The 23220-nt window shown below is 71.7% G+C and carries 22 protein-coding genes; 20 read left to right on the top strand and 2 right to left on the bottom strand.

Features of this window, described 5'->3' with window-relative positions; translation table 11 throughout:
• The first annotated feature begins 148 nt into the window (after positions 1 to 148).
• From AB0M46_RS25655 to aroB, 10 genes are all read left to right on the top strand, one after another.
• Positions 149 to 919, top strand: a complete 771-nt coding sequence (locus AB0M46_RS25655) for a hypothetical protein (protein WP_363339724.1) — start codon at positions 149 to 151, stop codon at positions 917 to 919.
• Positions 920 to 1179: 260 nt separating this feature from the next.
• On the top strand, positions 1180 to 1626 hold the full coding sequence (locus AB0M46_RS25650; RefSeq protein WP_344617083.1) for a DUF948 domain-containing protein: 447 nt from the start codon (positions 1180 to 1182) through the stop codon (positions 1624 to 1626).
• A gap of 39 nt (positions 1627 to 1665) precedes the next feature.
• Entirely contained in the window at positions 1666 to 1932 is a 267-nt protein-coding gene (locus AB0M46_RS25645; protein ID WP_363339723.1) for a hypothetical protein, read from the top strand.
• Positions 1929 to 4589 carry an alanine--tRNA ligase gene (gene alaS / locus AB0M46_RS25640; RefSeq protein ID WP_363339722.1) on the top strand — a complete coding sequence of 887 codons (2661 nt, stop codon included), beginning with the start codon at positions 1929 to 1931 and terminating at the stop codon, positions 4587 to 4589. The genes AB0M46_RS25645 and alaS overlap by 4 nt, the downstream gene beginning before the upstream one ends.
• 351 nt (positions 4590 to 4940) lie before the next feature.
• Positions 4941 to 5414, top strand: a complete 474-nt coding sequence (ruvX, locus tag AB0M46_RS25635) for a Holliday junction resolvase RuvX (RefSeq protein WP_363339721.1) — start codon at positions 4941 to 4943, stop codon at positions 5412 to 5414.
• 21 nt (positions 5415 to 5435) lie between these two features.
• The gene (gene mltG / locus AB0M46_RS25630; RefSeq protein WP_363339719.1) at positions 5436 to 6623 is read left to right on the top strand and encodes an endolytic transglycosylase MltG; all 1188 of its coding nucleotides are present in this window, start codon (positions 5436 to 5438) and stop codon (positions 6621 to 6623) included.
• 3 nt (positions 6624 to 6626) lie between these two features.
• A complete protein-coding gene (locus tag AB0M46_RS25625; protein ID WP_363339717.1) occupies positions 6627 to 7415 on the top strand; it encodes a shikimate dehydrogenase in 789 nt (262 codons plus the stop codon).
• Positions 7416 to 7491: 76 nt separating this feature from the next.
• A complete protein-coding gene (gene aroC / locus AB0M46_RS25620; RefSeq protein ID WP_363339715.1) occupies positions 7492 to 8670 on the top strand; it encodes a chorismate synthase in 1179 nt (392 codons plus the stop codon).
• Positions 8667 to 9164 carry a shikimate kinase gene (locus AB0M46_RS25615; RefSeq protein ID WP_363339713.1) on the top strand — a complete coding sequence of 166 codons (498 nt, stop codon included), beginning with the start codon at positions 8667 to 8669 and terminating at the stop codon, positions 9162 to 9164. Before aroC ends, AB0M46_RS25615 begins: the two co-directional genes overlap by 4 nt.
• Positions 9161 to 10222, top strand: coding sequence for a 3-dehydroquinate synthase (aroB, locus tag AB0M46_RS25610; RefSeq protein ID WP_363339711.1), 1062 nt, complete (start codon positions 9161 to 9163; stop codon positions 10220 to 10222). The genes AB0M46_RS25615 and aroB overlap by 4 nt, the downstream gene beginning before the upstream one ends.
• A 53-nt stretch (positions 10223 to 10275) precedes the next feature.
• Here the strand turns inward: aroB and mptB are convergent, their stop codons facing one another.
• Positions 10276 to 11652: a polyprenol phosphomannose-dependent alpha 1,6 mannosyltransferase MptB gene (mptB, locus tag AB0M46_RS25605; protein ID WP_363339709.1), complete on the bottom strand. Its 1377-nt coding sequence runs from the start codon at positions 11650 to 11652 to the stop codon at positions 10276 to 10278.
• A 216-nt stretch (positions 11653 to 11868) separates the two neighbouring features.
• On the opposite strand from mptB, the gene efp reads away from it, so the two are divergent.
• The gene (efp, locus tag AB0M46_RS25600; protein WP_363339707.1) at positions 11869 to 12426 is read left to right on the top strand and encodes an elongation factor P; all 558 of its coding nucleotides are present in this window, start codon (positions 11869 to 11871) and stop codon (positions 12424 to 12426) included.
• A gap of 122 nt (positions 12427 to 12548) precedes the next feature.
• Positions 12549 to 12956: a transcription antitermination factor NusB gene (gene nusB, locus AB0M46_RS25595; RefSeq protein ID WP_344617082.1), complete on the top strand. Its 408-nt coding sequence runs from the start codon at positions 12549 to 12551 to the stop codon at positions 12954 to 12956.
• A gap of 66 nt (positions 12957 to 13022) precedes the next feature.
• Here nusB and AB0M46_RS25590 read toward each other — a convergent pair whose 3' ends face one another.
• The gene (locus AB0M46_RS25590) at positions 13023 to 13511 is read right to left on the bottom strand and encodes a transcriptional regulator (RefSeq protein ID WP_033356835.1); all 489 of its coding nucleotides are present in this window, start codon (positions 13509 to 13511) and stop codon (positions 13023 to 13025) included.
• A 191-nt stretch (positions 13512 to 13702) separates the two neighbouring features.
• On the opposite strand from AB0M46_RS25590, the gene pyrR reads away from it, so the two are divergent.
• From pyrR to mihF, 8 genes are all read left to right on the top strand, one after another.
• Positions 13703 to 14272 (top strand): bifunctional pyr operon transcriptional regulator/uracil phosphoribosyltransferase PyrR, encoded by a 570-nt coding sequence (gene pyrR, locus AB0M46_RS25585; protein WP_363339704.1) that lies wholly within the window; start codon positions 13703 to 13705, stop codon positions 14270 to 14272.
• Positions 14269 to 15183 (top strand): aspartate carbamoyltransferase catalytic subunit, encoded by a 915-nt coding sequence (locus tag AB0M46_RS25580; RefSeq protein ID WP_363339702.1) that lies wholly within the window; start codon positions 14269 to 14271, stop codon positions 15181 to 15183. Before pyrR ends, AB0M46_RS25580 begins: the two co-directional genes overlap by 4 nt.
• Positions 15184 to 15209: 26 nt before the next feature.
• The gene (locus tag AB0M46_RS25575) at positions 15210 to 16406 is read left to right on the top strand and encodes a dihydroorotase (protein WP_363339817.1); all 1197 of its coding nucleotides are present in this window, start codon (positions 15210 to 15212) and stop codon (positions 16404 to 16406) included.
• Positions 16403 to 17515, top strand: coding sequence for a glutamine-hydrolyzing carbamoyl-phosphate synthase small subunit (carA, locus tag AB0M46_RS25570; RefSeq protein ID WP_363339700.1), 1113 nt, complete (start codon positions 16403 to 16405; stop codon positions 17513 to 17515). The genes AB0M46_RS25575 and carA overlap by 4 nt, the downstream gene beginning before the upstream one ends.
• Positions 17508 to 20801 carry a carbamoyl-phosphate synthase large subunit gene (gene carB, locus AB0M46_RS25565; RefSeq protein ID WP_363339698.1) on the top strand — a complete coding sequence of 1098 codons (3294 nt, stop codon included), beginning with the start codon at positions 17508 to 17510 and terminating at the stop codon, positions 20799 to 20801. Before carA ends, carB begins: the two co-directional genes overlap by 8 nt.
• Positions 20798 to 21793, top strand: a complete 996-nt coding sequence (locus tag AB0M46_RS25560; RefSeq protein ID WP_363339696.1) for a quinone-dependent dihydroorotate dehydrogenase — start codon at positions 20798 to 20800, stop codon at positions 21791 to 21793. The genes carB and AB0M46_RS25560 overlap by 4 nt, the downstream gene beginning before the upstream one ends.
• Positions 21793 to 22635, top strand: a complete 843-nt coding sequence (gene pyrF, locus AB0M46_RS25555; RefSeq protein WP_363339694.1) for an orotidine-5'-phosphate decarboxylase — start codon at positions 21793 to 21795, stop codon at positions 22633 to 22635. Before AB0M46_RS25560 ends, pyrF begins: the two co-directional genes overlap by 1 nt.
• Before the next feature lie 119 nt (positions 22636 to 22754).
• The gene (mihF, locus tag AB0M46_RS25550; RefSeq protein WP_190253177.1) at positions 22755 to 23075 is read left to right on the top strand and encodes an integration host factor, actinobacterial type; all 321 of its coding nucleotides are present in this window, start codon (positions 22755 to 22757) and stop codon (positions 23073 to 23075) included.
• The last annotated feature ends 145 nt before the right edge of the window (positions 23076 to 23220 follow it).

The following is a 23220-nucleotide window of genomic DNA, read 5'->3' as shown; positions in this document are numbered from 1 at the left end:
GCGCGGCGGGCCCGGTTCGCGCGGCGGGTCCGGCGGGCCCGGTGCAGCGAGTGGGCCGGGCGGTCCCGGTGGAAGGCCAGGGCCGTACGGGGGCGGGCGAGCCCCCGGCGGGCGGTTCCCGGGCGACGGGCCGCCACCGAAGCCGTTCGTGGACCTGGCGCGGTTCGATCCCAACCCGGAGACGTACCGCGGCACGGCCAGTTCGCCGATGGCGTTCGACTGGGAGTCCACGACGCAGATCGCGCCGTTCGGGCTGTTGCAGCGGGCGCAGGCGAAGCGGGTGCGGCAGCTCAGGTTCGCGACCGTGATCTTCGTCGTGCTGGCCGTGGTGCTGGCGCCGGCGATGTTCTTCGTGATCCGGGAGCTGTCCCGCGATCCGGTGTTCGTGGAGCTCGATGACCTGCACCTGCCCGAGTGGGCGGCGCGCAATCCGAGCGACGGGGCGCTCGGGAGCCGGTGGTGCATCCGGGAGTGCCGGTCGCGGCAGCGGACGTGGGAGTCGGCGCGCGGGCCCGAGGAGACCAACCGGGCGTTCGTCGGCAAGCTGCGCGACGCCGGGTGGGTCGAGTGGAACATCCCCGACTGCCAGACCGAGGGGGTCGACGGGATCGAGACGTGCTGGCAGCGCGACGAGTACGTGCTCGATCTCTGGGTGCGCGCGGCCGTCTGCGACGTGAAGGGGACGCGGCCCACGGTCAGCCCGGCGCCGGTGCCGTCCGGTGCGAAGTCGCCGACCGTCAAGCCGCCGACGAAGGCGGCCTCCTCGGCGGCGGCGCCCTCGCCGTCCGTGGCTCCGCCCGGTGACGGCGACGGCGGGACGGGCGCGCCGGCGGCGATCTGCCCGCTCGCGGTGACGACCATCAAGGTCTTCAACCGGATCAGCTACGACCCGGGGGGCGGCGGCCCGGACGGCCCCTGACCGCGCGGCGAGCCCGGGGTCCGGGGAACGACCGGTGTGCCGGCCGGGCGGGGACCTGACCGCGCGGCGAGCCCGGAGTCCCGGGAACGACCGGTGTGCCGGCCGGGCGGGGACGAGGCAACCGGGTCGGTGCGGCCGAAAAGCGGCCGTAGCGGCCGGTCGAAGCGCGGGCCCGTGTCACGGAGGGTAGGGTTCCTCCGTTGGAAATGCGCTTCCACACGGGTAAAGGTCAATGCGGTGAAGGAGGAAACGGCGTGACCGTGTCCCTGGGCGGTATCGCGGCGCTGGTGGCGTCGGGTGGGTTCTTCGTGCTTGTGCTCGTGCTCGCCGTGCCGATCCTGCGGGCTCGGCACACCATCGACGCGGCGACCGATGCGCTGCGCGACGCCGCCAACCAGACCACGCCGATGCTGGAGCGGGTCAACACCACGATCGACAACGTCAACACCGCGCTGACGCAGGTCCACACGACCCTCGACGGGGTCAACATGCAGCTCGCCCGGATCGACACGATCACCGAGAACGTGTCGCACGTGAGCGCGAACGTCGCGAACCTGTCCACGGTGGTCAGTGCGGCCGCCGCCAATCCGCTGGTGAAGGTCGCCGCGTTCGGGTACGGGGTGCGCAAGGCCGCGGCGAACCGGCGCCGCGAGGCGGACGAGGCCGAGGTGCGCGAGCAGATCAAGCAGCGTCGCCGGCGGGGCTGACGCGGTACCACATCCAATATCGTAGAAAGGGCGAGAGCCATGCGGCGTCTACTGTGGCTCGGAATCGGACTCGCCGTCGGGGCACTGGTGGTGCGGGCCGTCACCAAGAAGGCCCAGGCCTTCACCCCGCAGGGCATCGCGGCGTCGGCGCGCGACTCGGCCGTGGGCCTGGCGGCCAGCGTGCGCGGGTTCGTCGACGACGTGCGCGACGGCATGGCCGAGCGCGAGGCCGAGATCCACGCCGCGTTCGCCGACGGCTTGACCCTTGACGAGGACCTATACCCGGAAGGCCGGCACGACCGATGAGAACCGCCGAGATCAAACGACGCTACCTGGCGCACTTCGAGGCCAATGGGCACACGGTGGTGCCCTCCGCGCCACTGCCCGCCGTCGACGACCCCAACCTGCTGTTCATCAACGCGGGCATGGTCCAGTTCGTGCCGTTCTTCCTCGGCCAGCGCACCCCGCCGTACAGCCGCGCCACCAGCGTCCAGAAGTGCATCCGCACGCCTGACATCGACGAGGTCGGCAAGACCAGCCGGCACGGCACCTTCTTCCAGATGAACGGCAACTTCAGCTTCGGCGACTACTTCAAGGAAGGCGCCATCAAGCTGGCCTGGGAGCTGTCGACGAACCCGGTGGACAAGGGTGGGTTCGGCCTCGACCCGGAGCGCATCTGGGCCACCGTCTACCTGGACGACGACGAGGCCATCGACATCTGGAGGCGCACCGGGCTGCCGGCCGAGCGGATCGTGCGCCGCGGCAAGAAGGACAACTTCTGGTCGATGGGCATCCCGGGCCCGGCCGGCCCCTGCTCGGAGCTCTACTACGACCGGGGCGGCGCCTACGGCAAGGAGGGCGGGCCGGAGGTCGACGAGGATCGTTACCTGGAGTACTGGAACCTCGTCTTCATGCAGCACGAGATCACCAACGTGAAGTCGAAGGAGATCTTCGACATCGTCGGTGACCTGCCCAACAAGAACATCGACACCGGGATGGGCCTGGAGCGCATCGCCTCCATGCTGCAGGGCGTCGACAACCTGTACGAGATCGACGAGGTCAAGCCGATCCTGGCCAAGGCGGCGGAGCTGACCGGCAAGCGGTACGGCCAGGCGGTCTCGCACATCGCGGCGGAGAGCCACCCCGACGACGTACGCCTGCGGGTCATCGCCGACCACGTGCGCACCGCCCTCATGGTCATCTCCGACGGGGTCATCCCGTCCAACGAGGGCCGCGGCTACGTGCTGCGCCGGATCCTGCGCCGGGCCATCCGCTCGATGCGCCTGCTGGGCTGGCAGGAGGGGCCGTCGCTGCCGCTGCTGCTGCCGATCGCCCGCGACTGCATGGCGCCGTCCTACCCGGAGGTCGCGGCCGAGTACGACCGGATCTCGCAGTACGCGTACGGCGAGGAGGAGCGCTTCCTGGCCACGCTCAGCGCCGGCACCACGATCCTCGACCTGGCGGTGACCGACACCAAGGCCAAGGGCGGGAAGGTGCTCGCCGGCGACAAGGCGTTCCAGCTGCACGACACCTACGGCTTCCCGATCGACCTGACCCTCGAGATCGCCGCCGAGCAGGGCCTGCGGGTGGACGAGGACGGCTTCCGCCGGCTCATGGCCGAGCAGAAGGCCAACGCCAAGGCCGACGCGCAGGCGCGCAAGACCGGCCACGCCGACCTGTCCGTCTACCGGGCGGCGCTGGAGCAGGGCGGTCCGGTGGAGTTCACGGGGTACCGCGAGGTCTCCCGCGAGACCCGGGTGCGCTCGCTGCTGGGCGCCCCGGTCGCCGGCGAGGGCGAGGAGATCTCGATCGTCCTCGACGCCACGCCGTTCTACGCCGAGAGCGGTGGCCAGCTCGCCGACCTGGGCGTCATCACCTTCGGCGGCGGCAAGGTCGAGGTGCTCGACGTGCAGTCGCCGCTGCCCGGCCTCGTCGTGCACCGGGCGAAGGTGCTCGCCGGCGAGGTTCGCGCGGGCGACACCGCCTTCGCCGAGATCGACGTCGACCGGCGCCGGGCGGTCTCCCGCGCGCACACCGCGACCCACCTGATCCACCAGACGATGCGCAACTTCCTCGGCGAGTCGGCGACCCAGGCGGGCTCGCTGAACGCGCCGGGCCGGCTGCGCTTCGACTTCAACACGCCGTCCGCGGTCCCCGCGAGCGTCCTGCACGACGTGGAGCAGCAGGTCAACGAGGTGCTCCTGCGCGACCTCCTCGTGCACGCGTTCATCACCTCGCAGGAGGAGGCCCGCAAGCTCGGCGCGATGGCCCTCTTCGGCGAGAAGTACGGCGACGAGGTCCGCGTCGTCGAGGTCGGCGACTACGCCCGCGAGCTGTGCGGCGGCACCCACGTCGAGCGCTCCTCGCAGCTCGGCCTGGTGAAGATCCTCTCGGAGGCGTCGGTCGGTTCCGGCGTACGGCGGGTCGAGGCCCTCGTCGGCCTGGACGCCTTCGGCCACCTCGCCCGCGAGCACGTCCTCGTCTCGCGCCTGGCCGAGCTCTTCCGGGTCCCCGGCGACCAGGTCGCCGACCGGGTGGAGCAGACGGTGGCGCAGCTGCGCGACGCCGAGCGGGAGCTGGAGAAGCTGCGCACGCAGCTGGTCCTCTCCGGCGCGGCCGGCCTGGCCGACTCGGCCCGGGACGTGCGCGGGGTGGCCCTCGTGGCCACCGAGGCGCCCGAGGGCACCTCGGCCAACGAGGTGCGCACGCTGGTCCAGGAGATCCGGGGGCGCATCCCGGCAGAGCGTCCGGCGGTGGTCGCGGTGACCTCGCGGGCGGGCGGCAAGGCGTCGCTGGTCGTCGCGGTGAACGCGGCCGGCAAGTCGCGCGGGCTTTCCGCGGGTGCCCTGGTGAAGGGCGCGCTGTCCGGGCGGGGCGGCGGCAACGCGGACCTGGCCCAGGGTGGTGGCGTGCCGGCGGCCGAGGCGCCGAACCTCCTGCTGGCGGTCGAGAAGGCGCTGTAGGAGCTTTTGCCAGGCGGCCCACCCGGTGCTCCGGGTGGGCCGCTGTCATGTTCGCGATCTTCGGCTCCATGGCGCTTCGCACCCGGTCACCGAAGGTGCCCGACATATCGTACTTCGTCGGCTAAGGCCTATTTCATAACTGGGGTGGGAGCGAGGCGGAGTCCAGATTTCGTCTGGTGGTGGCCCGCGGGAGCCAGGCTACCGGTGTTGTAACCGGGCTTCCGCGGGACGCCGCCAGGCGGAATCTGGGCCCGCCGCAGCCCCGCCTCAGTTATGAAATAGGCCTTAGGGGGCTCGCAGGGGGTGACGGCCGGGGGGCGCGACCGTGCGGCGAGCGGTTAGGGTGCGCGTGTGGGGCAGGAACAGTGGACGCGCGGCCGGCGGCTGGGTATTGACGTCGGTTCGGTGCGGGTCGGCGTGGCCGTGTGCGATCCGGACGGCATCCTCGCGAGTCCCGTCGCGACCGTCGCGAGGGATCAGCGCGCCGACACGGAGGGTAAAACCCCGACCGACATGTCGGAAATTATGGGGTACCTCCGTGAATACGAGGCAGTGGAGATCATTGTCGGCCTGCCGATCAACCTCGCCGGCAAGGAAGGCCCGGCGGCGGTCCTGATCAGGCAATACGCGGATCGGCTGGCCGAGCTGGCCGCGCCCGTGCCCGTCGTACTGGCGGACGAGAGGATGTCCACGGCGGCGGCAACACGTAGGCTGTCGGAGCGCGGCGTCAGAGGCAGACGTCAGCGCGCGGTCGTCGATCAGGTGGCCGCGGTGGAGATCCTGCAGCGTTGGCTCGACGCCAGACGTGCAGCAGTTCGCGGCTGAGCGCCAGGAGGCAGAGTACAGATGGACGAGCTCGATCTGTCCTGGGACGAGGAGGAGCGGCCCCGGCGCCGGCGCCACGCCGCCGGCTCGGCCAGGAACCGCAAGAAGGGCCGCGGCGGGAAGACCTTCCTCGCGTTCTTCCTCTGCCTGGTGGTCGTCGGCGGCCTCGCCTACGGTGCCTACGCGGGCATCGACCGGATCAAGGGCCTCTTCAACGCCCCCGACTACGACGGCGGCGGCACCGGCGAGGTGACGGTCGAGGTGCTCAACCGCCAGGTGGCCGCTGACATCGGCAACACGCTGGAGCAGAAGGGCGTCGTCAAGAGCGCCAAGGCGTTCGTCGAGGCGGCCAAGAGCGACGAGCGCAGCAAGAAACTGCAGCCCGGGTTCTACAACCTGCGCAAGCAGATGAAGGCCTCCATGGCGCTGTCGCTGATGCTCGACCCGAAGAGCCGCCTGGTCAACAAGGTCACGCTGGCCGAGGGCCTGACCTACCAGGACACCTTCAAGAAGCTCTCCGAGACCACGAAGATCCCGTACGAGGACTTCGAGAAGGCGGCCCAGGACCCGAAGGCGCTCGGCGTCGGCGACGTCTGGTACACCCGCACCGACGGCAAGCAGCGCGCCCCGGGCATCGAGGGCTTCCTGTTCCCGGCGACCTACGACCTGCCGCCCAACATCGACGCGGCCGGCATCCTGAAGCTCATCGTCGCCCGGTTCAACCAGGAGATGGACAAGATCGGGTTCGTCGACGCGGTGACCAACAACCTGCACATCTCGCCGTTCGAGGCGCTCGTCGCGGCGTCCATCGCGCAGGTCGAGGGGCTGGACAAGGACCAGCCGGGCATCGTGCGGGTGCTGTACAACCGCGTGTACAGCAAAAAGTTCCCGTGCAACTGCCTGCAGGTCGACAGCACGGTCAACTACTACCTGCGCATCACCGGCAAGGGCGCCAAGCCCTCGACCGAGCTGCTGCAGTCCGAGCTGCACAACAAGAACGACCCGTACAACACCCACGACGTCGCCGGCATGCCGATCGGCCCGATCAGCAACCCGGGCACGAGTGCGCTGACCGCGGCCGCCGGCCCGCCGAAGAGCGACTACGTGTACTTCATGGCCATCAACCAGGCGGGCGACACCGCGTTCGCCAAGACGTGGCCCGAGTTCGAGGACCTGCAGAAGCAGGCCAAGGCGAACGGCGTGAAGTAGGCGATGCGCGCAGCGGTGCTGGGCAAGCCGGTGGGCCACTCGCGCTCACCGGCGATCCACAACGCGGGGTACGCGGCGGCCGGCCTGACCGACTGGGCGTACACCGCGATCGAGTGCGCCGAGGACGAGCTCGCCGGCCTGGTCGGCGGGCTCGGCCCCGAGTGGGCCGGGCTGTCGCTGACCATGCCCCTCAAGGAGGTGGCGCTGACGGTCGCCGCGCTCGTGGACCCGTTCGCGGCGGCCATCGGCGCGGCCAACACGCTGGTGCGGCGACCCTACGGCTGGCACGCCTACAACACCGACGCCCCCGGCATGGTCCGCGCCCTGCTGGAGGCGGGGGTGTCGCGCACGCCGCGGCTGGCCCTGCTCGGCGCGGGCGGCACCGCGCGGGCGGCGATCGCCGCGGCCGCGAGCCTGGCCGCCGACGTGACCGTCTACACCCGCCGGCCCGAGGCGGCCGAGGAGCTGCGGCCCGTGGCCGAGGCCCTCGACGTCGAGCTGACCGCGGCGCCCTGGGCGTCGGCGGCGGAGGCGGCCTCGGCGCCGATCGTGATTTCGACGGTGCCGAAGGGCGCCGCCGACCACCTCGCGCTCGCGGACTTCTCGTCCCGCCCGGTGGTCTTCGACGCGATCTACGACCCCTGGCCGACGCCGCTGGCCGCCGCCGCCAAGGCCGCCGGGTGCCCGATCGTGTCCGGCCTGGACCTGCTGCTGTGGCAGGCGGTGGACCAGTTCGAGCTCTTCACCGGGGCGAAGGCGCCGGTGGCGGCCATGCGAGCGGCCTTGTCGTAACCCGGGTGCCGCCAGTTGGTGAGATGCGCTCGGCCCTGTCCTCACGAGGTGACGGCCGCGTGCCAGACTGATCTACGTGCTGCGTTGGTTGACCGCTGGAGAATCCCATGGCCCGGCGCTCGTCGCGATCCTCGAAGGCGTGCCCGCCGGGATCGAGCTGACGAGCGCGTCCGTGGCGGCAGAGCTGGCCCGTCGGCGCCTCGGTTACGGCCGCGGCGCCCGGATGAGCTTCGAGCAGGACGTCGTCGAGTTCATCGGCGGCCTGCGACACGGGCTCACGCTGGGCAGCCCGGTGGCGATCCGGGTGGGCAACAGCGAGTGGCCCAAGTGGGAGACGGTCATGGCGCCCGACCCGGTCGACCCGGAGGTGCTGGCCGCGCAGGCCCGCAACGCCCCGCTCACCCGGCCCCGGCCCGGCCACGCCGACCTGGCGGGCATGCAGAAGTACGGGCACACCGACGCCCGCCCGATCCTGGAGCGGGCCAGCGCGCGGGAGACCGCGGCGCGCGTGGCCGTCGGCTCGGTCGCGAAGGCCCTGCTGCGCCAGGCCCTCGGCGTCGAGATCGTCTCGCACGTGATCGAGCTCGGCTCGGTCGCCGCCAAGCCCGGCCTGGTGCCGAGCCCCGAGGACTTCGAGCGCGTCGACGCCGACCCGCTGCGCTGCCTCGACCCGGACGCGAGCGCCCGGATGGTCGAGGAGGTCGACGCGGCCAAGAAGGACGCCGACACGCTGGGCGGGATCGTGGAGGTGCTGGCGTATCACGTGCCCCCGGGTCTCGGCAGCCACGTGCAGTGGGACCGCAAGCTCGACGCCAGGCTCGCCACCGCCCTGATGTCGATCCAGGCGATCAAGGGCGTGGAGATCGGCGACGCCTTCACCCAGGCGCGCTCCCGCGGCTCGGTGGCCCACGACGAGATCATCAACACCCCCGACGGCGTGCGCCGCGTCACCGACCGGGCCGGCGGCCTGGAGGGCGGCATCACGACGGGCGAGCCGCTGCGGGTCCGGGCCGCGATGAAGCCGATCTCCTCGCTCAACCGCGCCCTGCAGACCGTCGACGTGACCACCGGCGAGCCGGCCACCGCGATCAACCAGCGCTCCGACGTGTGCGCCGTCCCCGCCGCCGCCGTGGTCGCCGAGGCGATGGTCGCCCTGGTCCTGGCCGAGGCCGCGCTGGAGAAGTTCGGCGGCGACTCGGTGCCGGAGATCCGCCGCAACGTCGCCGGCTACCTCGACAACCTGGTGATCCGATGAGCCCCCGCGCCGTGGTCGTCGGCGCCCCCGGCGCCGGCAAGACGACCGTCGGCGGACTGCTGGCCGAGCGCCTGGGCCTGCAGTTCCGCGACGTCGACGCCGACATCGAGGCGAGCGCCGGCAAGCCCATCCCGGAGATCTTCTTCGACGAGGGCGAGGAGCACTTCCGCGCCCTCGAGCGCGCCGCCATCGCCACCGCGCTGGAGGAGTTCGACGGCATCCTGGCCCTGGGCGGCGGCGCGATCCTGGCCGAGGAGACCCGCAAGCGCCTGGCCGGCCACACCGTGGTGTACCTCGCCGTCGACTTCGCCGACGCCGTGAGCCGGATCGGCCTGGGCGCCGGCCGCCCCCTGCTGGCCATGAACCCGAGGGCCACCCTGAAGCACCTGCTCGATCAGCGCCGCCCGCTCTACGAGGAGGTTGCGACGGTGACCGTGCCGACGGACGGCCGCACGCCGGAGGAGATCGTGGACGACCTGGCGGCCCGGCTGTGACCGTGATCGAGGTCGACGAATACGCCGTACACATCGGGCGAAGCGTCCTCGAGGGCCTGCCCGATCTCGTCAAGGGCGCCGCTCAGGTGGCGGTCATCTTCGCCGGACCGGTGCGCGCGCACGCGGACGCCGCCATCGCCACGCTGGAGAAGGCCGGCGCGAGGGTGCTGCCGATCGAGGTGCCGGACGCCGAGGCCGGCAAGGACCTCTCCGTGGCCGCGCGCTGCTGGGACGCCCTGGGCGCGGCGGCCTTCACGCGCTCCGACGCCGTGGTGGGCGTCGGCGGCGGCGCCGTGACCGACCTGGCGGGCTTCGTCGCCGCGTGCTGGCTGCGCGGCGTGCGCCTGGTGACGATCCCGACGAGCCTGCTGGGCATGGTCGACGCCGCGGTGGGCGGCAAGACGGGCATCAACACGGCCGCCGGCAAGAACCTGGTGGGCGCCTTCTACCCGCCGGCCGGCGTCCTGTGCGACCTGGGCACCCTGGACACCCTGCCGGCGGACGACCTCCTGGCCGGCCTGGCGGAGATCGTGAAGTGCGGCTTCATCGCCGACCCCGCGATCCTGACCCTGATCGAGTCCGACCCCGCGGCCGCCCTGGACCCGCGCGGCGCCGTCCTGCCCGAGCTGGTCGAGCGCTCCGTGGCGGTCAAGGCGCGGGTGGTCTCGGAGGACCTCCGCGAGGGCGGCCTGCGCGAGATCCTCAACTACGGGCACACGCTCGGCCACGCGATCGAGCGGCGCGAGCAGTACCGGTGGAAGCACGGCCACGCCGTGAGCGTCGGCCTGGTCTTCGCCGCCGCGCTGGGTCGCCTGTCAGGCCGGCTGGACCCTGCGGTGGCGGCCCGCCACCGCGAGGTGCTGCAGCGGCTGGGGCTCCCGGTGACGTATCCGGCCGAGGCCTGGCCCGACCTGCACGCCGCGATGCGCGTAGACAAGAAGGCCCGCGGCGCGACGCTGCGCTTCGTGGTCCTGGACGGGCTGGCCCAGCCCGGCACGCTGGCCGGGCCGTCCGACGAGCTGCTGCTGGAGGCCTACCGCGAGGTCGCCGCCGGCTGACCGCGGCGCCCGGGGCGTCGCGGTCGCGCCGACGGCGACGGCAGCGCGGTGGGTCAGGGGGTCACCGTGGCGGGGGTCGCGGGCATCAGCGCGGTCCGGTCGAGCAGCTCCGCCACCGGCGGGCGCATGCGCAGGTAGAGCAGGCCGGCCACCGCCCCGATCACGGCGGCCACCACCGCCCCCGGGGTGCCCGGCGCACCCGTCGGCAGCAGGAACAGCGCCAGCCCCGCCGAGCCCCACACCGCGGCCTGCGGCACCCGCTGCAGGCCGGCGGCCATGGGTACGAAGGCCCACAGCAGGTACCACGGGTGCACCACCGGGCCGAGCAGGAGGATCGAGCTCAGCGCCAGCCCGAGACCCGCGATCGGGTTCGGTGCGCGCAGCAGGGCCCAGCCGGCCAGCCCGAGGCCGGTCACGGCGGCCACGGTGCGCAGGATCTGCATCGGCTCCGGCCAGCCCATGACCGTCAGCAGCATGCCCAGGTCGGTGCTGACGGACAGGCCGTTGCGCACCGTCGTCGGGGTCCGCAGCGCGCCGATCCAGCCCAGACCCAGGCCCGAGGCGAGCTGCAGGCCGCCCAGCGCCGCGCCAGTGGCCAGGCCGATGCGGGCCCAGGCCCTCGGGCTGAGCATCAGCACGGTGATGAGGGCCAGGGCGGCGGGGGCCTTGATGAGGGCGGCGGCGCTGATGAGCACGGCGCCGATGGCCGGATGACGGCGCACGGCGGCGTAGATGCCCGCCGTCATCAGGCCGACCATCAGCGCGTCGTTGTGCATGCCGGCGATGAGGTGCAGCATCAGCAGCGGGTTCAGGGCGCCGAACCACAGGGCGCGCTGCGGTGGCACGCCGAAGCGGGTGGCGATGCCCGGCAGGCAGATCACCACCAGGGCGACGCCGGCCAGGGCGATCAGGCGGAAGGCCCAGATGCCGATGACCACGTTTGAGCCGGTCAGGTTGACCACCGCGGCGGCGGCGCGCAGGAACAGCGGGCCGTAGGGGGCCGGGGTGTTCTGCCAGATGGCGGGCACGTCCTCGGTGAGGCGGCCACCCAGGGCCGCGGGGCCGAACTTGTACGCGTCGATGCCCTCATGCACCATGGCGCCCTGCGCGAGGTAGCTGTACACGTCCTGGCTGAACATCGGCGGGACCAGGGCCAGCGGGGCGGCCCAGCACAGGAACGTGCGGATCAGGTCGCCCGGGCTGTGCTGCTCCAGCGAGCCGCGCAGGCGCAGCCAGGCGCCGCACAGCAGGGTCAGGCCCACGTAGCCGGCGGCGATCGCGACCAGGGGGAAGTCGCGCAGCTCGCGGATCAACGGCCATTGTGCGAAGGGGTCGCGGCCGGGCAGTGCTCCGGCGGCCAGTCCGGACAATGCGATTGCCACGGAGCCGGCGAAGCCCAGAGTACGGTTCAGAAGGTCCGGTCTTCCCACCCCGGCACGCTGGCAGAGCTAGGTGTACAGAAGGTAAACAGATGGTGAATCGCGTGCCAGGGCTCCGGTATACTGTTTCGGGCCAATTTCACGCGGCGAGGAGGCCGCCCGGTACACTTCACCGGGCCTTTTCCCGCACCGGCGGAACTTCGCGCCGCTCGGGACCAAATCTTCCCGGTCTGCGGGCCGGCAGTGACGAAAGTGACGTCAAACCACATGGCATCCACGAACGACCTGAAGAACGGCCTGGTGCTCAACCTCGACGGCGACCTGTGGACCGTCGTTGAGTTCCAGCATGTCAAGCCGGGCAAGGGCGGCGCGTTCGTGCGGACCACCCTGAAGAACGTGCTCTCCGGCAAGGTGGTCGACCGCACGTTCAACGCCGGGACCAAGGTCGACACCGCCACGGTCGACAAGCGCACGATGCAGTACCTCTACGCCGACGGCGAGGACTTCGTGTTCATGGACCTGGACACGTACGACCAGATCACCGTCCCCGGCGGCACCGTCGGCGAGGCGAGCAAGTTCCTGCTCCCCGAGGCCGAGGTGATCGTGGCCACGCACGAGGGGGCCCCGCTCTACATCGAGCTGCCCACCTCGGTGATCCTCGAGATCACCTACACCGAGCCCGGCCTGCAGGGCGACCGCTCCACGGGCGGCACCAAGCCGGCCACGGTGGAGACCGGCGCCACGGTCAACGTGCCGCTGTTCATCTCGACCGGCGAGAAGATCAAGGTGGACACCCGCGACAGCCGTTACCTGGGCCGCGCGTGACCGGTCCGGAGCGAAGCGGAGGGGCCGGGCACCAGAGGCACAGTCGTCCGGCGCCGGAGCGAAGCGGAGGCGCCGTGACCGAGGGGAAGGGGTCCTTTCTGGGCGGTGACGTCACCGCTCAGATGACCGCGCGGCGCAAGGCCCGCAAGCGGGCCCTCGACGTGCTGTACCAGGCCGATCTGCGCGGGGAGCCGCGCGGGTCGGTGCTGACCGCCTACGTGGCCAACCTGGAGGAGCCCAAGCCGGGCTACCTGCCGTACACGGTCCGGCTGGTCGAGGGTGTCGAGAGTCACGCCGCGCGCATCGACGAGCTGCTGTCGAGCTACGCCGAGGGCTGGACGCTGGAGCGGATGCCGGTGGTCGACCGCAACCTGGCCCGCATCGCCGTGTACGAGCTGCTGTACAACGACGAGATCGACAACCCGGTGGCCATCACCGAGGCGGTGGAACTGGCCGAGACGCTGTCCACGGACGACTCCCCGCGCTTCCTCAACGGCATCCTGGGCCGCATCGCCGACTACGCCACCTGAGCGACACCGAGACATCAAGGAGGGGCCCGCGCCGGCAACGGCGCGGGCCCCCTCTTTGCACACGTCCTAGCTCTGGAACAGGCTCCGCGGGTCGGTGACCAGCACGCCGTGCTCGTTGAGCCGCTCGACCAGGCCCGACGGCGAGGCGTCGTAGACGATGGCGAGCGCGCGCAGGTCATCGGCCCGGATGGACAGCACCCGGCCGTTGTAGTCGCCCCGCTGCTGCTGAATGGCCCGGGCGTAACGGGCGACGTAGGCGAGGTCCTCGGCGCCGGCGTCGTAGAGCCGCTCCAGGTCGAGAACGATCTTGTTGGTCGGCTCGTGGCGCACGCCACTGCCCTCGGGCAGCAGCTCGGCGACGGGCACGCGGTAGAACTCGGCCAGTTCGGCCAGGCGAGACACGGTGACGGCACGGTCGCCGCGCTCATACGACCCGACGACGACGGCCTTCCAGCGCCCGGCCGACTTCTCCTCGACACCCTGCAGAGACAGCCCCTGCTGCTGCCGGATGGAGCGCAGGCGAGCACCAAGAGACTTGGCGTACTCAGACGGCATACGGACACTCCCAGTCACTGGCCTGAGGGGTTTCCCCAGCGATCGCTACGGAGCGTGACCGTAACTGGCGCGCGACGCGGGGTCAAGTGGTCGAGACCCTTCCGTAGCCCAGGTCAGGACGGTTGTTAGGGTAGTTGACGTTTGGCGTCCTTTAACGACCCGTCCGGAGAGGCGGGGAAGGAGGTCCGGTTTTGTCATCCCCGACAACCGGCACTGAGCTGGGAAAAACCATCCTAACAGCGACGGATGTCGCCCGTGTGGTGGACCGGATCGCCCACCAGATCCTGGAAAAGACGTCCGGAGCGGCCGAAACGGTGCTGCTGGGCATACCTACTCGTGGCGTACCGCTGGCTCGCCGTCTGGCCGCCCGGATCGCCGCTTTCGAGGGTTTTGACATTCCGGTCGGTGTGTTGGACATCACGCTGTATCGGGACGATTTGCGCCTTCACGCCACCCGTGCGGTGGGTCACACCGAGATCCCTCCCGGCGGCCTCGACGGGCGCCGGATCATCCTGGTCGACGACGTCCTCTTCTCCGGCCGCACCGTGCGGGCCGCCCTGGACGCGCTGAAGGACCTCGGCCGGCCGCGCGCCGTCCAGCTGGCCGTCCTGGTCGACCGCGGCCACCGTGAGCTGCCGATCCGGGCGGACTACGTGGGCAAGAACATCCCGACCTCCATGGACGAGAGCGTGCGGGTGCTGACCGCGGAGATCGACGGCGCCGACGCCGTGCTGATCAAGAGCAAGGGGGACCGGGCATGATCAAGCACCTGCTGAGCGCGGCGGACCTCGACGCGCCGACCGCCACCCTGGTGCTGGACACCGCCGAGGAGATGGCGAGCCTGGCCGCCCGGGAGGTCAAGAAGCTGCCGACGCTGCGCGGCCGCACCGTGGTGAACCTCTTCTACGAGGACTCCACCCGCACCCGGATCTCCTTCGAGGCCGCGGCCAAGCGCCTGTCCGCCGATGTGATCAACTTCTCGGCGAAGGGCTCCAGCGTCTCCAAGGGTGAAAGTCTCAAGGACACCGCGCTGACCCTGCAGGCGATGGGGGCGGACGCGGTCGTGATCCGCCACCCGGCCAGCGGCGCCCCGCACCGGCTGGCCAACTGGGTGGAGGGCAGCGTGGTCAACGCGGGTGACGGCACCCACGAGCACCCGACCCAGGCCCTGCTCGACGCGTTCACCATGCGCAGCCGCCTGGGTCGCCTCGCCGGGCTCAACGTGGCCATCGTCGGCGACGTGCTGCACTCCCGGGTGGCCCGCTCCAACGTCCAGCTGCTGCACACCCTCGGCGCCAAGGTGACCCTGGTCGCCCCGCCGACGCTGCTGCCCGTCGGGGTGGCGGCGTGGCCGGCCGAGACCTGCTACGACCTCGACGCGGTCGTCCCGGACGCCGACGTGGTCATGATGCTGCGGGTGCAGCGGGAGCGGATGAACCAGGCGTACTTCCCGTCGGAGCGCGAGTACTCCCGCCGCTACGGCTTCGACGTGCCGCGGATGCGCCGCCTGCCGGAGCACGCGATCGTGATGCACCCCGGCCCGATGAACCGCGGCATGGAGATCGCGCCCGAGGTGGCCGACTCCGCCCGCTCCACGATCGTCGAACAGGTCGCCAACGGCGTCTCCGTGCGCATGGCGGTCCTCTACCTGCTGCTCGGAGGCAAGTCGTGATCATCGCAAACACGCAGCTCGGCGAGATCGTGGTGGAGGACGGCACGATCGTCGCCATCGACCCCGAGAAGAAGGGCGGCCTGATCGCGCTGCCCGGCCTGGTCGACCTGCACACCCACCTGCGCGAGCCGGGCCGGGAGGACGCCGAGACCGTCGAGTCCGGCTCCCGGGCCGCGGCGCTGGGCGGCTACACGGCGGTGTGCGCGATGGCCAACACCTCGCCGGTCGCCGACACCGCCGGCGTGGTGGAGCAGGTGTGGCACCTGGGACGCGAGTCCGGCCTGGTCGACGTCCAGCCGATCGGCGCGGTCACCGTCGGCCTGGCCGGCGAGCAGCTGGCCGAGCTCGGCGCGATGGCCGACTCCGCGGCCCGGGTCCGGGTCTTCTCCGACGACGGGCACTGCGTCTCCGACCCGCGGCTCATGCGGCGGGCCCTGGAGTACGTGAAGGCCTTCGACGGGGTGATCGCCCAGCACGCCGAGGAGCCGAGGCTGACCGTCGACGCGCAGATGAACGAGGGCGAGGTCGCCGCCCGGCTCGGGCTCACCGGCTGGCCGGCGGTCGCCGAGGAGGCGATCATCGCCCGCGACGCGCTGCTGGCCGGGCACGTCGGGGCCCGCCTGCACATCTGCCACGTCTCCACCGCGGGCAGCGTCGAGCTGATCCGCTGGGCCAAGTCCAAGGGCTGGCGGGTGACCGCCGAGGTGACCCCGCACCACCTGCTGCTCACCGAGGACCGCGCCACGCAGTACGACCCGGTCTTCAAGGTCAACCCGCCGCTGCGCACCGAGGCCGACGTGCTGGCCCTGCGCGAGGGGCTGGCCGACGGCACGATCGACTGCGTCGCCACCGACCACGCCCCGCACAGCGTGGAGGACAAGGAGTGCGAGTGGGCGTACGCCCGGCCCGGCATGCTCGGGCTGGAGACGGCGCTGGCGATCGTGGTGCAGACCATGGGGCCGCGCTGGGACCGCATCGCCGAGTGGATGTCCTTCGCCCCGGCCCGCATCGCCGGGCTCGCCGGGCAGGGCCGCCCGCTGGAGGTCGGCGCCCCGGCCAACATCGCCCTGTTCGACCCTGACGTGCGCTGGAGCGTCGACCCCACGGCGCTGGCCAGCCGATCGAGGAACACCCCCTACGCCGGAATGGAACTGCGCGGCCGCATCGAGGCGACCTACCTGCGCGGCGAGCCGACGGTACTGAACGGAAAGGCGACACGGTGAGGCGCAGAGAGGCTCTGCTCGTCCTGGAGGACGGGCGCACGTTTCGAGGTGAGGCCTTCGGCGGGATCGGCGAGACCTTCGGCGAGGCGGTCTTCAACACCGGCATGACCGGCTACCAGGAGACGCTCACCGACCCGTCCTACCACCGCCAGGTCGTCGTGCAGACCGCCCCGCAGATCGGCAACACCGGCGTCAACGACGAGGACGACGAGTCCTCGCGGATCTGGGTGGCCGGATACGTCCTGCGGGACCCCTCCCGCGCCTACTCCAACTGGCGCGCCACCGGCAGCCTGCAGGACCGCCTCGCCGCGGAGAACGTCGTCGGCATCAGCGGCATCGACACCCGGGCCCTCACCCGGCACCTGCGCGAGCGCGGGGCCATGCGGGTCGGGGTGTCCAGCGTGGAGGACGACCCCGAGGCGCTGCTCGAGCGGGTCCGCCAGCAGCCGCAGATGCTCGGCGCCGATCTGTCCGCGGAGGTGAGCACGCCGCAGCGGTACACCGTGGAAGCCCTCGGCGAGCACCGGCTCACGGTGGCGGCGATCGACCTCGGCATCAAGCGCAACGTGCCGCGCCGGCTCGCCGCCCGCGGGGTGACCACCCACGTCCTGCCGGCCTCGGCGACGCTGTCGGACATCAAGGCGCTCGGCGCCGACGCCGTGTTCTTCTCGCCCGGCCCGGGCGACCCGGCCACCGCGGACGGGCCGGTCGCGCTGGCCCAGGCCGTCCTTCGCGAGCGCATCCCGCTGTTCGGCATCTGCTTCGGCAGCCAGATCCTGGGCCGGGCCCTCGGGTTCGGCACCTACAAGCTCGGGTACGGGCACCGGGGCATCAACCAGCCCGTGCTCGACCGGACCACCGGCAAGGTCGAGGTGACCAGTCACAACCACGGCTTCGCGGTCGACGCCCCGCTCGACGAGCGGGTGCAGACCGAGTTCGGCGCCGTGGAGGTCAGCCACGTCTGCCTCAACGACAACGTCGTGGAGGGCCTGCGCTGCCTCGACGTGCCGGCCTTCACCGTGCAGTACCACCCGGAGGCGGCAGCGGGGCCGCACGACGCGGATTACCTGTTCGATCGATTCGCGGAGCTGATGCAGACCAATGCCTAAGCGCACCGATCTCCGGCACGTTCTCGTCATCGGCTCCGGCCCGATCGTCATCGGCCAGGCGTGCGAGTTCGACTACTCCGGCACCCAGGCGTGCCGCGTGCTGCGGGCCGAGGGCCTGCGGGTCAGCCTGGTCAACAGCAACCCGGCGACCATCATGACCGACCCCGAGTTCGCCGACGCGACCTACGTCGAGCCGATCACGCCCGAGTTCGTCGAGCAGGTCATCGCCAAGGAGCGCCCCGACGCGCTGCTGGCCACGCTCGGCGGGCAGACCGCGCTCAACACCGCCATGGCGCTGCACGAGGCGGGGGTGCTGGAGAAGTACGGCGTCGAGCTCATCGGCGCCGACATCGACGCCATCCGCCGGGGCGAGGACCGCCAGCTGTTCAAGGACATCGTGGCCCGGGCCGGCGGCGAGACGCCCCGCTCCCGGGTCTGCCACTCCATGGAGGAGGTGCACGCGACCGTCGCCGAGCTCGGCCTGCCGGTCGTCATCCGCCCCTCCTTCACCATGGGCGGGCTCGGCTCGGGCATGGCGCACACCCCCGCGGACCTCGACCGCCTCGCCGGGGGAGGCCTCGCCGCCTCGCCGGTGCACGAGGTGCTCATCGAGGAGAGCGTGCTCGGCTGGAAGGAGTACGAGCTCGAGCTCATGCGCGACAAGCACGACAACGTCGTGGTCGTGTGCTCGATCGAGAACGTCGACGCGATGGGGGTGCACACCGGCGACTCGGTGACCGTGGCGCCGGCGATGACGCTCACCGACGTGGAGTACCAGCGGCTGCGCGACCTCGGCATCGCCGTGCTGCGCGAGGTCGGGGTCGACACGGGCGGCTGCAACATCCAGTTCGCCGTGCACCCGGGCACCGGCCGGCTGGTCGTCATCGAGATGAACCCGCGGGTGTCGCGCTCCAGCGCCCTGGCGTCCAAGGCGACCGGCTTCCCGATCGCCAAGATCGCGGCGAAGCTGGCCATCGGCTACACCCTGGACGAGATCCCCAACGACATCACCCTCAAGACGCCGGCCGCCTTCGAGCCGTCGCTGGACTACGTCGTGGTGAAGATCCCGCGGTTCGCCTTCGAGAAGTTCCCCGGCGCCGACCCCGAGCTGACCACGACGATGAAGTCGGTCGGCGAGGCGATGTCGATGGGCCGCACGTTCGCCGAGGCCCTCGGCAAGGCGATGCGCTCGCTGGAGACCAAGGCCGCGGGGTTCTGGACGACTCCGGACGAGTCGCTGCTGGGTGACCTGCGCGTGCCGCACGACGGCCGTCTCTACACCGCGGAGCTGGCCCTGCGTCAGGGCCAGACCGTCGAAGAGGTCGCCGCGGTGTCCGGCTACGACCCGTGGTTCGTGGACCAGCTCGCCGCGCTGGTCGAGCTGCGGGCCGAGATCATCGAGGCGGCCGTGCTGGACCTGCCGCTGCTGCGCCGGGCCAAGCGGGCCGGGCTCTCCGACCGGCAGATCGCCGCGCTGCGCCCCGAGTTCGCCGGCGAGGACGGGGTGCGCACGCTGCGCCACCGCCTCGGGCTGCGACCCGTGTACAAGACCGTGGACACGTGCGCGGCCGAGTTCGCCGCCGGCACGCCGTACCACTACAGCACCTACGAGGAGGAGACCGAGGTCACCCCGTCCGACCGGCCGAAGGTGATCATCCTGGGCTCCGGGCCGAACCGGATCGGCCAGGGCATCGAGTTCGACTACTCGTGCGTGCACGCGGTCATGGCGCTGCGGGCCAAGGGCTACGAGACCGTCATGGTCAACTGCAACCCGGAGACCGTCTCCACCGACTACGACACCGCCGACCGGCTGTACTTCGAGCCGCTCACCTTCGAGGACGTGCTCGAGGTCGTGCACGCCGAGGACAGCTCCGGGCGCGCGGCCGGCGGCCCCGGCGTGGTGGGCGTGATCGTGCAGCTGGGCGGGCAGACCCCGCTCGGCCTGGCCGAGCGCCTGGAGCGGGCCGGCGTGCCGATCGTCGGCACCTCGCCGGCCGCCATCGACCTGGCCGAGGACCGCGGCCAGTTCGGCCAGCTGCTCACCGAGTCCGGCCTGCGCTCGCCCGCGCACGGCACCGCGACCACCTTCCCGGAGGCCAAGCGGATCGCCGACGAGATCGGCTACCCGGTGCTCGTGCGCCCGTCGTACGTGCTCGGCGGCCGCGGCATGGAGATCGTCTACGACGAGCCGACGCTGCGCGACTACATCGGCCGGGCCACCGAGATCTCCCCGGCCCACCCGGTGCTCGTCGACCGCTTCCTCGACGACGCCATCGAGATCGACGTGGACGCGCTGTGCGACGCCACCGGCGAGGTGTACCTCGGCGGGGTCATGGAGCACATCGAGGAGGCCGGCATCCACTCCGGCGACTCCTCCTGCGCGCTGCCGCCGATCACCCTCGCCGCCGTGCACCTGGCCGAGGTGCGCCGCTACACGGTGGCCATCGCCCGGGGGATCGGGGTGCGGGGGCTGCTCAACGTGCAGTACGCGCTCAAGGACGACGTGCTCTACGTGCTGGAGGCCAACCCGCGGGCGTCGCGCACGGTGCCGTTCGTGTCCAAGGCGACGGCGGTACCGCTGGCCAAGGCCGCGGCCCGCATCGCGCTCGGCGCGACGGTGGCGCAGCTGCGGGCCGAGGGGCTGCTGCCGGCCGAGGGCGACGGCGGCTCGCTGCCCGAGGGCGCCCCGATCGCGGTCAAGGAGGCGGTGCTGCCCTTCAAGCGGTTCCGCACCACCGAGGGCAAGGGCGTGGACAACCTGCTCGGCCCGGAGATGAAGTCGACCGGTGAGGTGATGGGCATCGACCCGTCCTTCGGCCACGCCTTCGCCAAGTCCCAGGCGGCCGCCTACGGCTCCCTGCCGACCTCCGGCACCGTGCTGGTGACCGTGGCCAACCGGGACAAGCGCGGGATCGTCTTCCCGGTCAAGCGCCTGGCCGACCTCGGCTTCGCGATCGTGGCCACGGCCGGCACCGGCGACGTGCTGCGCCGCTACGGGGTGGCCTGCGAGATCGTGCCGAAGCACTTCGAGGAGGGCGGCGGGCGCAACGCGGTGTCCATGATCGCCGGCGGCGAGGTCGACCTGGTCATCAACACCCCGCAGGGCTCCAGCGGCCGGCAGGACGGCTACGAGATCCGCAGCGCGGCCGTGGTCAGCGACATCCCCTGCATCACCACCCTGCCGGGCGCGGCGGCCGCCGTGATGGGCGTCGAGGCGCTCATCCGCGGCGAGATGTCGGTCCGGCCGCTGCAGGAGCTGCACGCGGCCCTGCGGGAAGCCAGGTGACCCTCTACACGCGAGCGGTCCGCCCGGTGCTGTTCCGGCTCGGCGGCGGCGACGCCGAGACGGCGCACGAGCGGACCCTGCGCGCGCTGGCCCGACTGCCCCGGGCGCGGCGGGCCCACAGCCCGTCCGGGGCGCGGCGCACCGTGTTCGGGATCGACTTCCCCAACCCGGTCGGGCTGGCCGCCGGCATGGACAAGGACGGCCGGGCGCTGGGCGCCTGGCCCCGGCTCGGGTTCGGCTTCATCGAGGTCGGCACCGTGACCCGGCACGCCCAGCCGGGCAACGAGCGGCCGCGGCTGTTCCGCTTCCCCGCGCAGGAGGCGATCGTCAACCGGATGGGGTTCAACAACGCCGGCGCCGAGGCCCTCGCCGCGCGGCTGCGCGCCCTGGGCCCGTTGCCGGTGCCGCTGGGCATCAGCCTCGGCAAGTCGAAGGTGACCCCGCTCACCGGCGCCGTGGAGGATTACGTCCACAGTTTCCGGCAGCTGTACGGCCTGGGCTCCTACTTCGCCGTGAACGTCAGCTCCCCGAACACCCCCGGCCTGCGCGAGCTGCAGGACAAGGCGCACCTCTCGGCGCTGCTGGGCGCGCTGCGCTCCGAGTCCCAGGCGCTCGGCGGCCCGGTGCCGATCCTGGTCAAGGTCGCCCCCGACCTCACCGACGCGGCCCTGGGCGATCTGCTCGACGTGTGCCTCGGGCTGGGCGTGGCCGGGCTCATCGCCACCAACACCACCATCGAGCGGCCCGGCGTCAGCACGGCCGAGGCCGGCGGGCTCAGCGGCCGGCCCCTCGCCCCGCGGGCGCTGGAGGTCGTGCGGTTCGTGGCCAAGGAGAGCGGACTGCCGGTCATCGGCGTGGGCGGGATCACGCGTCCCGTGGACGCCCAGCGGATGCTCGACGCCGGCGCCGCGCTCGTGCAGCTCTACACCGGTTTCATCTACCACGGCCCCGGGCTGGTCCGGGGCGCCGTCGCGGCGACGAGGAGCATGTGATGACCGAACGGTTCGGCGCCCGGCTGCGGGCCGCCGTGGACGCCCTGGGGCCGCTGTGCGTGGGGATCGACCCCCACCCCTCCCTGCTGGCCTCCTGGGGCCTCTCCGACGATGTCAAGGGCCTGGAGGCGTTCGCCCGGACGGTCGGGGAGGCCCTGGCTGGACGGGTCGCGGCCATCAAGCCGCAGTCCGCCTTCTTCGAGCGTTTCGGCTCCAAAGGCATAGTGGTTCTAGAGTCGGTTATCCGACAGTTGCGCGGCTCCGGGAGCCTCGTGATCCTCGACGTCAAGCGGGGCGACATCGGCTCGACGGCCGCCGCCTACGCCGATGCGTACCTCGACCCGGCCTCCCCGCTGTGCGCCGACGCCATCACCGTCAGTCCCTACCTCGGCTTCGGCTCGCTGCGTCCGATCATCGACAAAGCCCAGCAGAACGGCCTCGGCGTATTCGTTCTGGCGCTCACGTCCAATCCCGAGGGCGCGTCCGTCCAGCGGGCCCGCGCGGCCGACGGACGGACCGTTGCGCAGACCGTCATCGACGAGATTTCGCAGGTCAACGCGGGTGTGCGGCCGCTGGGCGACGTCGGCGTGGTCATCGGCGCGACCGTCGGGGAGACCGGGCACGAGCTGACCGATCTCAATGGACCGATCCTCGCGCCGGGCCTCGGCGCGCAGGGCGGGCGGCCCGAGGATCTGCGCGCGGTGTTCGGCTCGGCGGTCGCCAATGTCCTTCCTTCGTGGTCCCGCGAGGTGCTCTCCGCGGGCCCGGAAGTGGCGGCGCTGCGGGCCGCGGCGCAGCGCGCGCGTGAATCCTGTGCGTCGGCAATTGTGGTCACTGCGTGATCATCGAATCTTCACAAGGCGTCGATCTTGTCTTCCGACGTTGCCGAAATGGCTTCTGACCGCTAGTTTTCCCGGCGCTAGACCATCAACACTTTTTTCAAGGGACCTGAGGAGACCTGGTGCCGCTCCCGTCACTGAGCCCGGAACAGCGCGCGGCCGCTTTGGAAAAGGCGGCTGAGATCCGCAAGGCTCGCGCTGAGCTGAAGGAGCAACTCAAGCAGGGCAAGACGACCCTTGCTGCCGTGATCGACCGCGCGGAGTCCGACGATGTCGTCGGCAAGCTGAAGGTCTCTGCCGTCCTCCAGGCGATGCCTGGCATCGGCAAGATCCGGGCAACGCAGATCATGGAGAAGCTGAAGATCGCCGAGAGCCGTCGCCTGCGCGGCCTGGGTGACCAGCAGCGCAAGGCCCTGCTCGGGGAGTTCGCCGGCGGCAAGTGACTCCGCCTGCGGTCCCCCCGGACCGGTTGCAACACGACCTCGACGCGCCCGGCACAGCGGGAGTCAGGGCGTCGCCGATGCGGTTGGCCAGTTCCGTCATCTCGTACGACACCTTGCCCACGTCGGCGTTGGGCGAGGCGAGCAC

Source organism: Dactylosporangium sp. NPDC051485, assembly GCF_040682015.1.
Lineage (GTDB): Bacteria > Actinomycetota > Actinomycetes > Mycobacteriales > Micromonosporaceae > Dactylosporangium.
Note: the sequence above shows the minus strand (reverse complement) of the source record. Positions and strands in the feature narration are given on the sequence as shown.

Excerpts from the sequence above, each read along its gene's own strand:
- AB0M46_RS25590 (WP_033356835.1), bottom strand. The coding sequence starts at position 13,511 with ATGCCGTCTGAGTACGCCAAGTCTCTTGGTGCTCGCCTGCGCTCCATC.
- efp (WP_363339707.1), top strand. The coding sequence starts at position 11,869 with ATGGCATCCACGAACGACCTGAAGAACGGCCTGGTGCTCAACCTCGAC.
- pyrF (WP_363339694.1), top strand. The coding sequence starts at position 21,793 with ATGACCGAACGGTTCGGCGCCCGGCTGCGGGCCGCCGTGGACGCCCTG.
- AB0M46_RS25580 (WP_363339702.1), top strand. The coding sequence starts at position 14,269 with ATGATCAAGCACCTGCTGAGCGCGGCGGACCTCGACGCGCCGACCGCC.
- AB0M46_RS25625 (WP_363339717.1), top strand. The coding sequence starts at position 6,627 with ATGCGCGCAGCGGTGCTGGGCAAGCCGGTGGGCCACTCGCGCTCACCG.
- AB0M46_RS25615 (WP_363339713.1), top strand. The coding sequence starts at position 8,667 with ATGAGCCCCCGCGCCGTGGTCGTCGGCGCCCCCGGCGCCGGCAAGACG.
- mltG (WP_363339719.1), top strand. The coding sequence starts at position 5,436 with ATGGACGAGCTCGATCTGTCCTGGGACGAGGAGGAGCGGCCCCGGCGC.
- nusB (WP_344617082.1), top strand. The coding sequence starts at position 12,549 with ATGACCGCGCGGCGCAAGGCCCGCAAGCGGGCCCTCGACGTGCTGTAC.
- carB (WP_363339698.1), top strand. The coding sequence starts at position 17,508 with ATGCCTAAGCGCACCGATCTCCGGCACGTTCTCGTCATCGGCTCCGGC.
- AB0M46_RS25645 (WP_363339723.1), top strand. The coding sequence starts at position 1,666 with ATGCGGCGTCTACTGTGGCTCGGAATCGGACTCGCCGTCGGGGCACTG.
- alaS (WP_363339722.1), top strand. The coding sequence starts at position 1,929 with ATGAGAACCGCCGAGATCAAACGACGCTACCTGGCGCACTTCGAGGCC.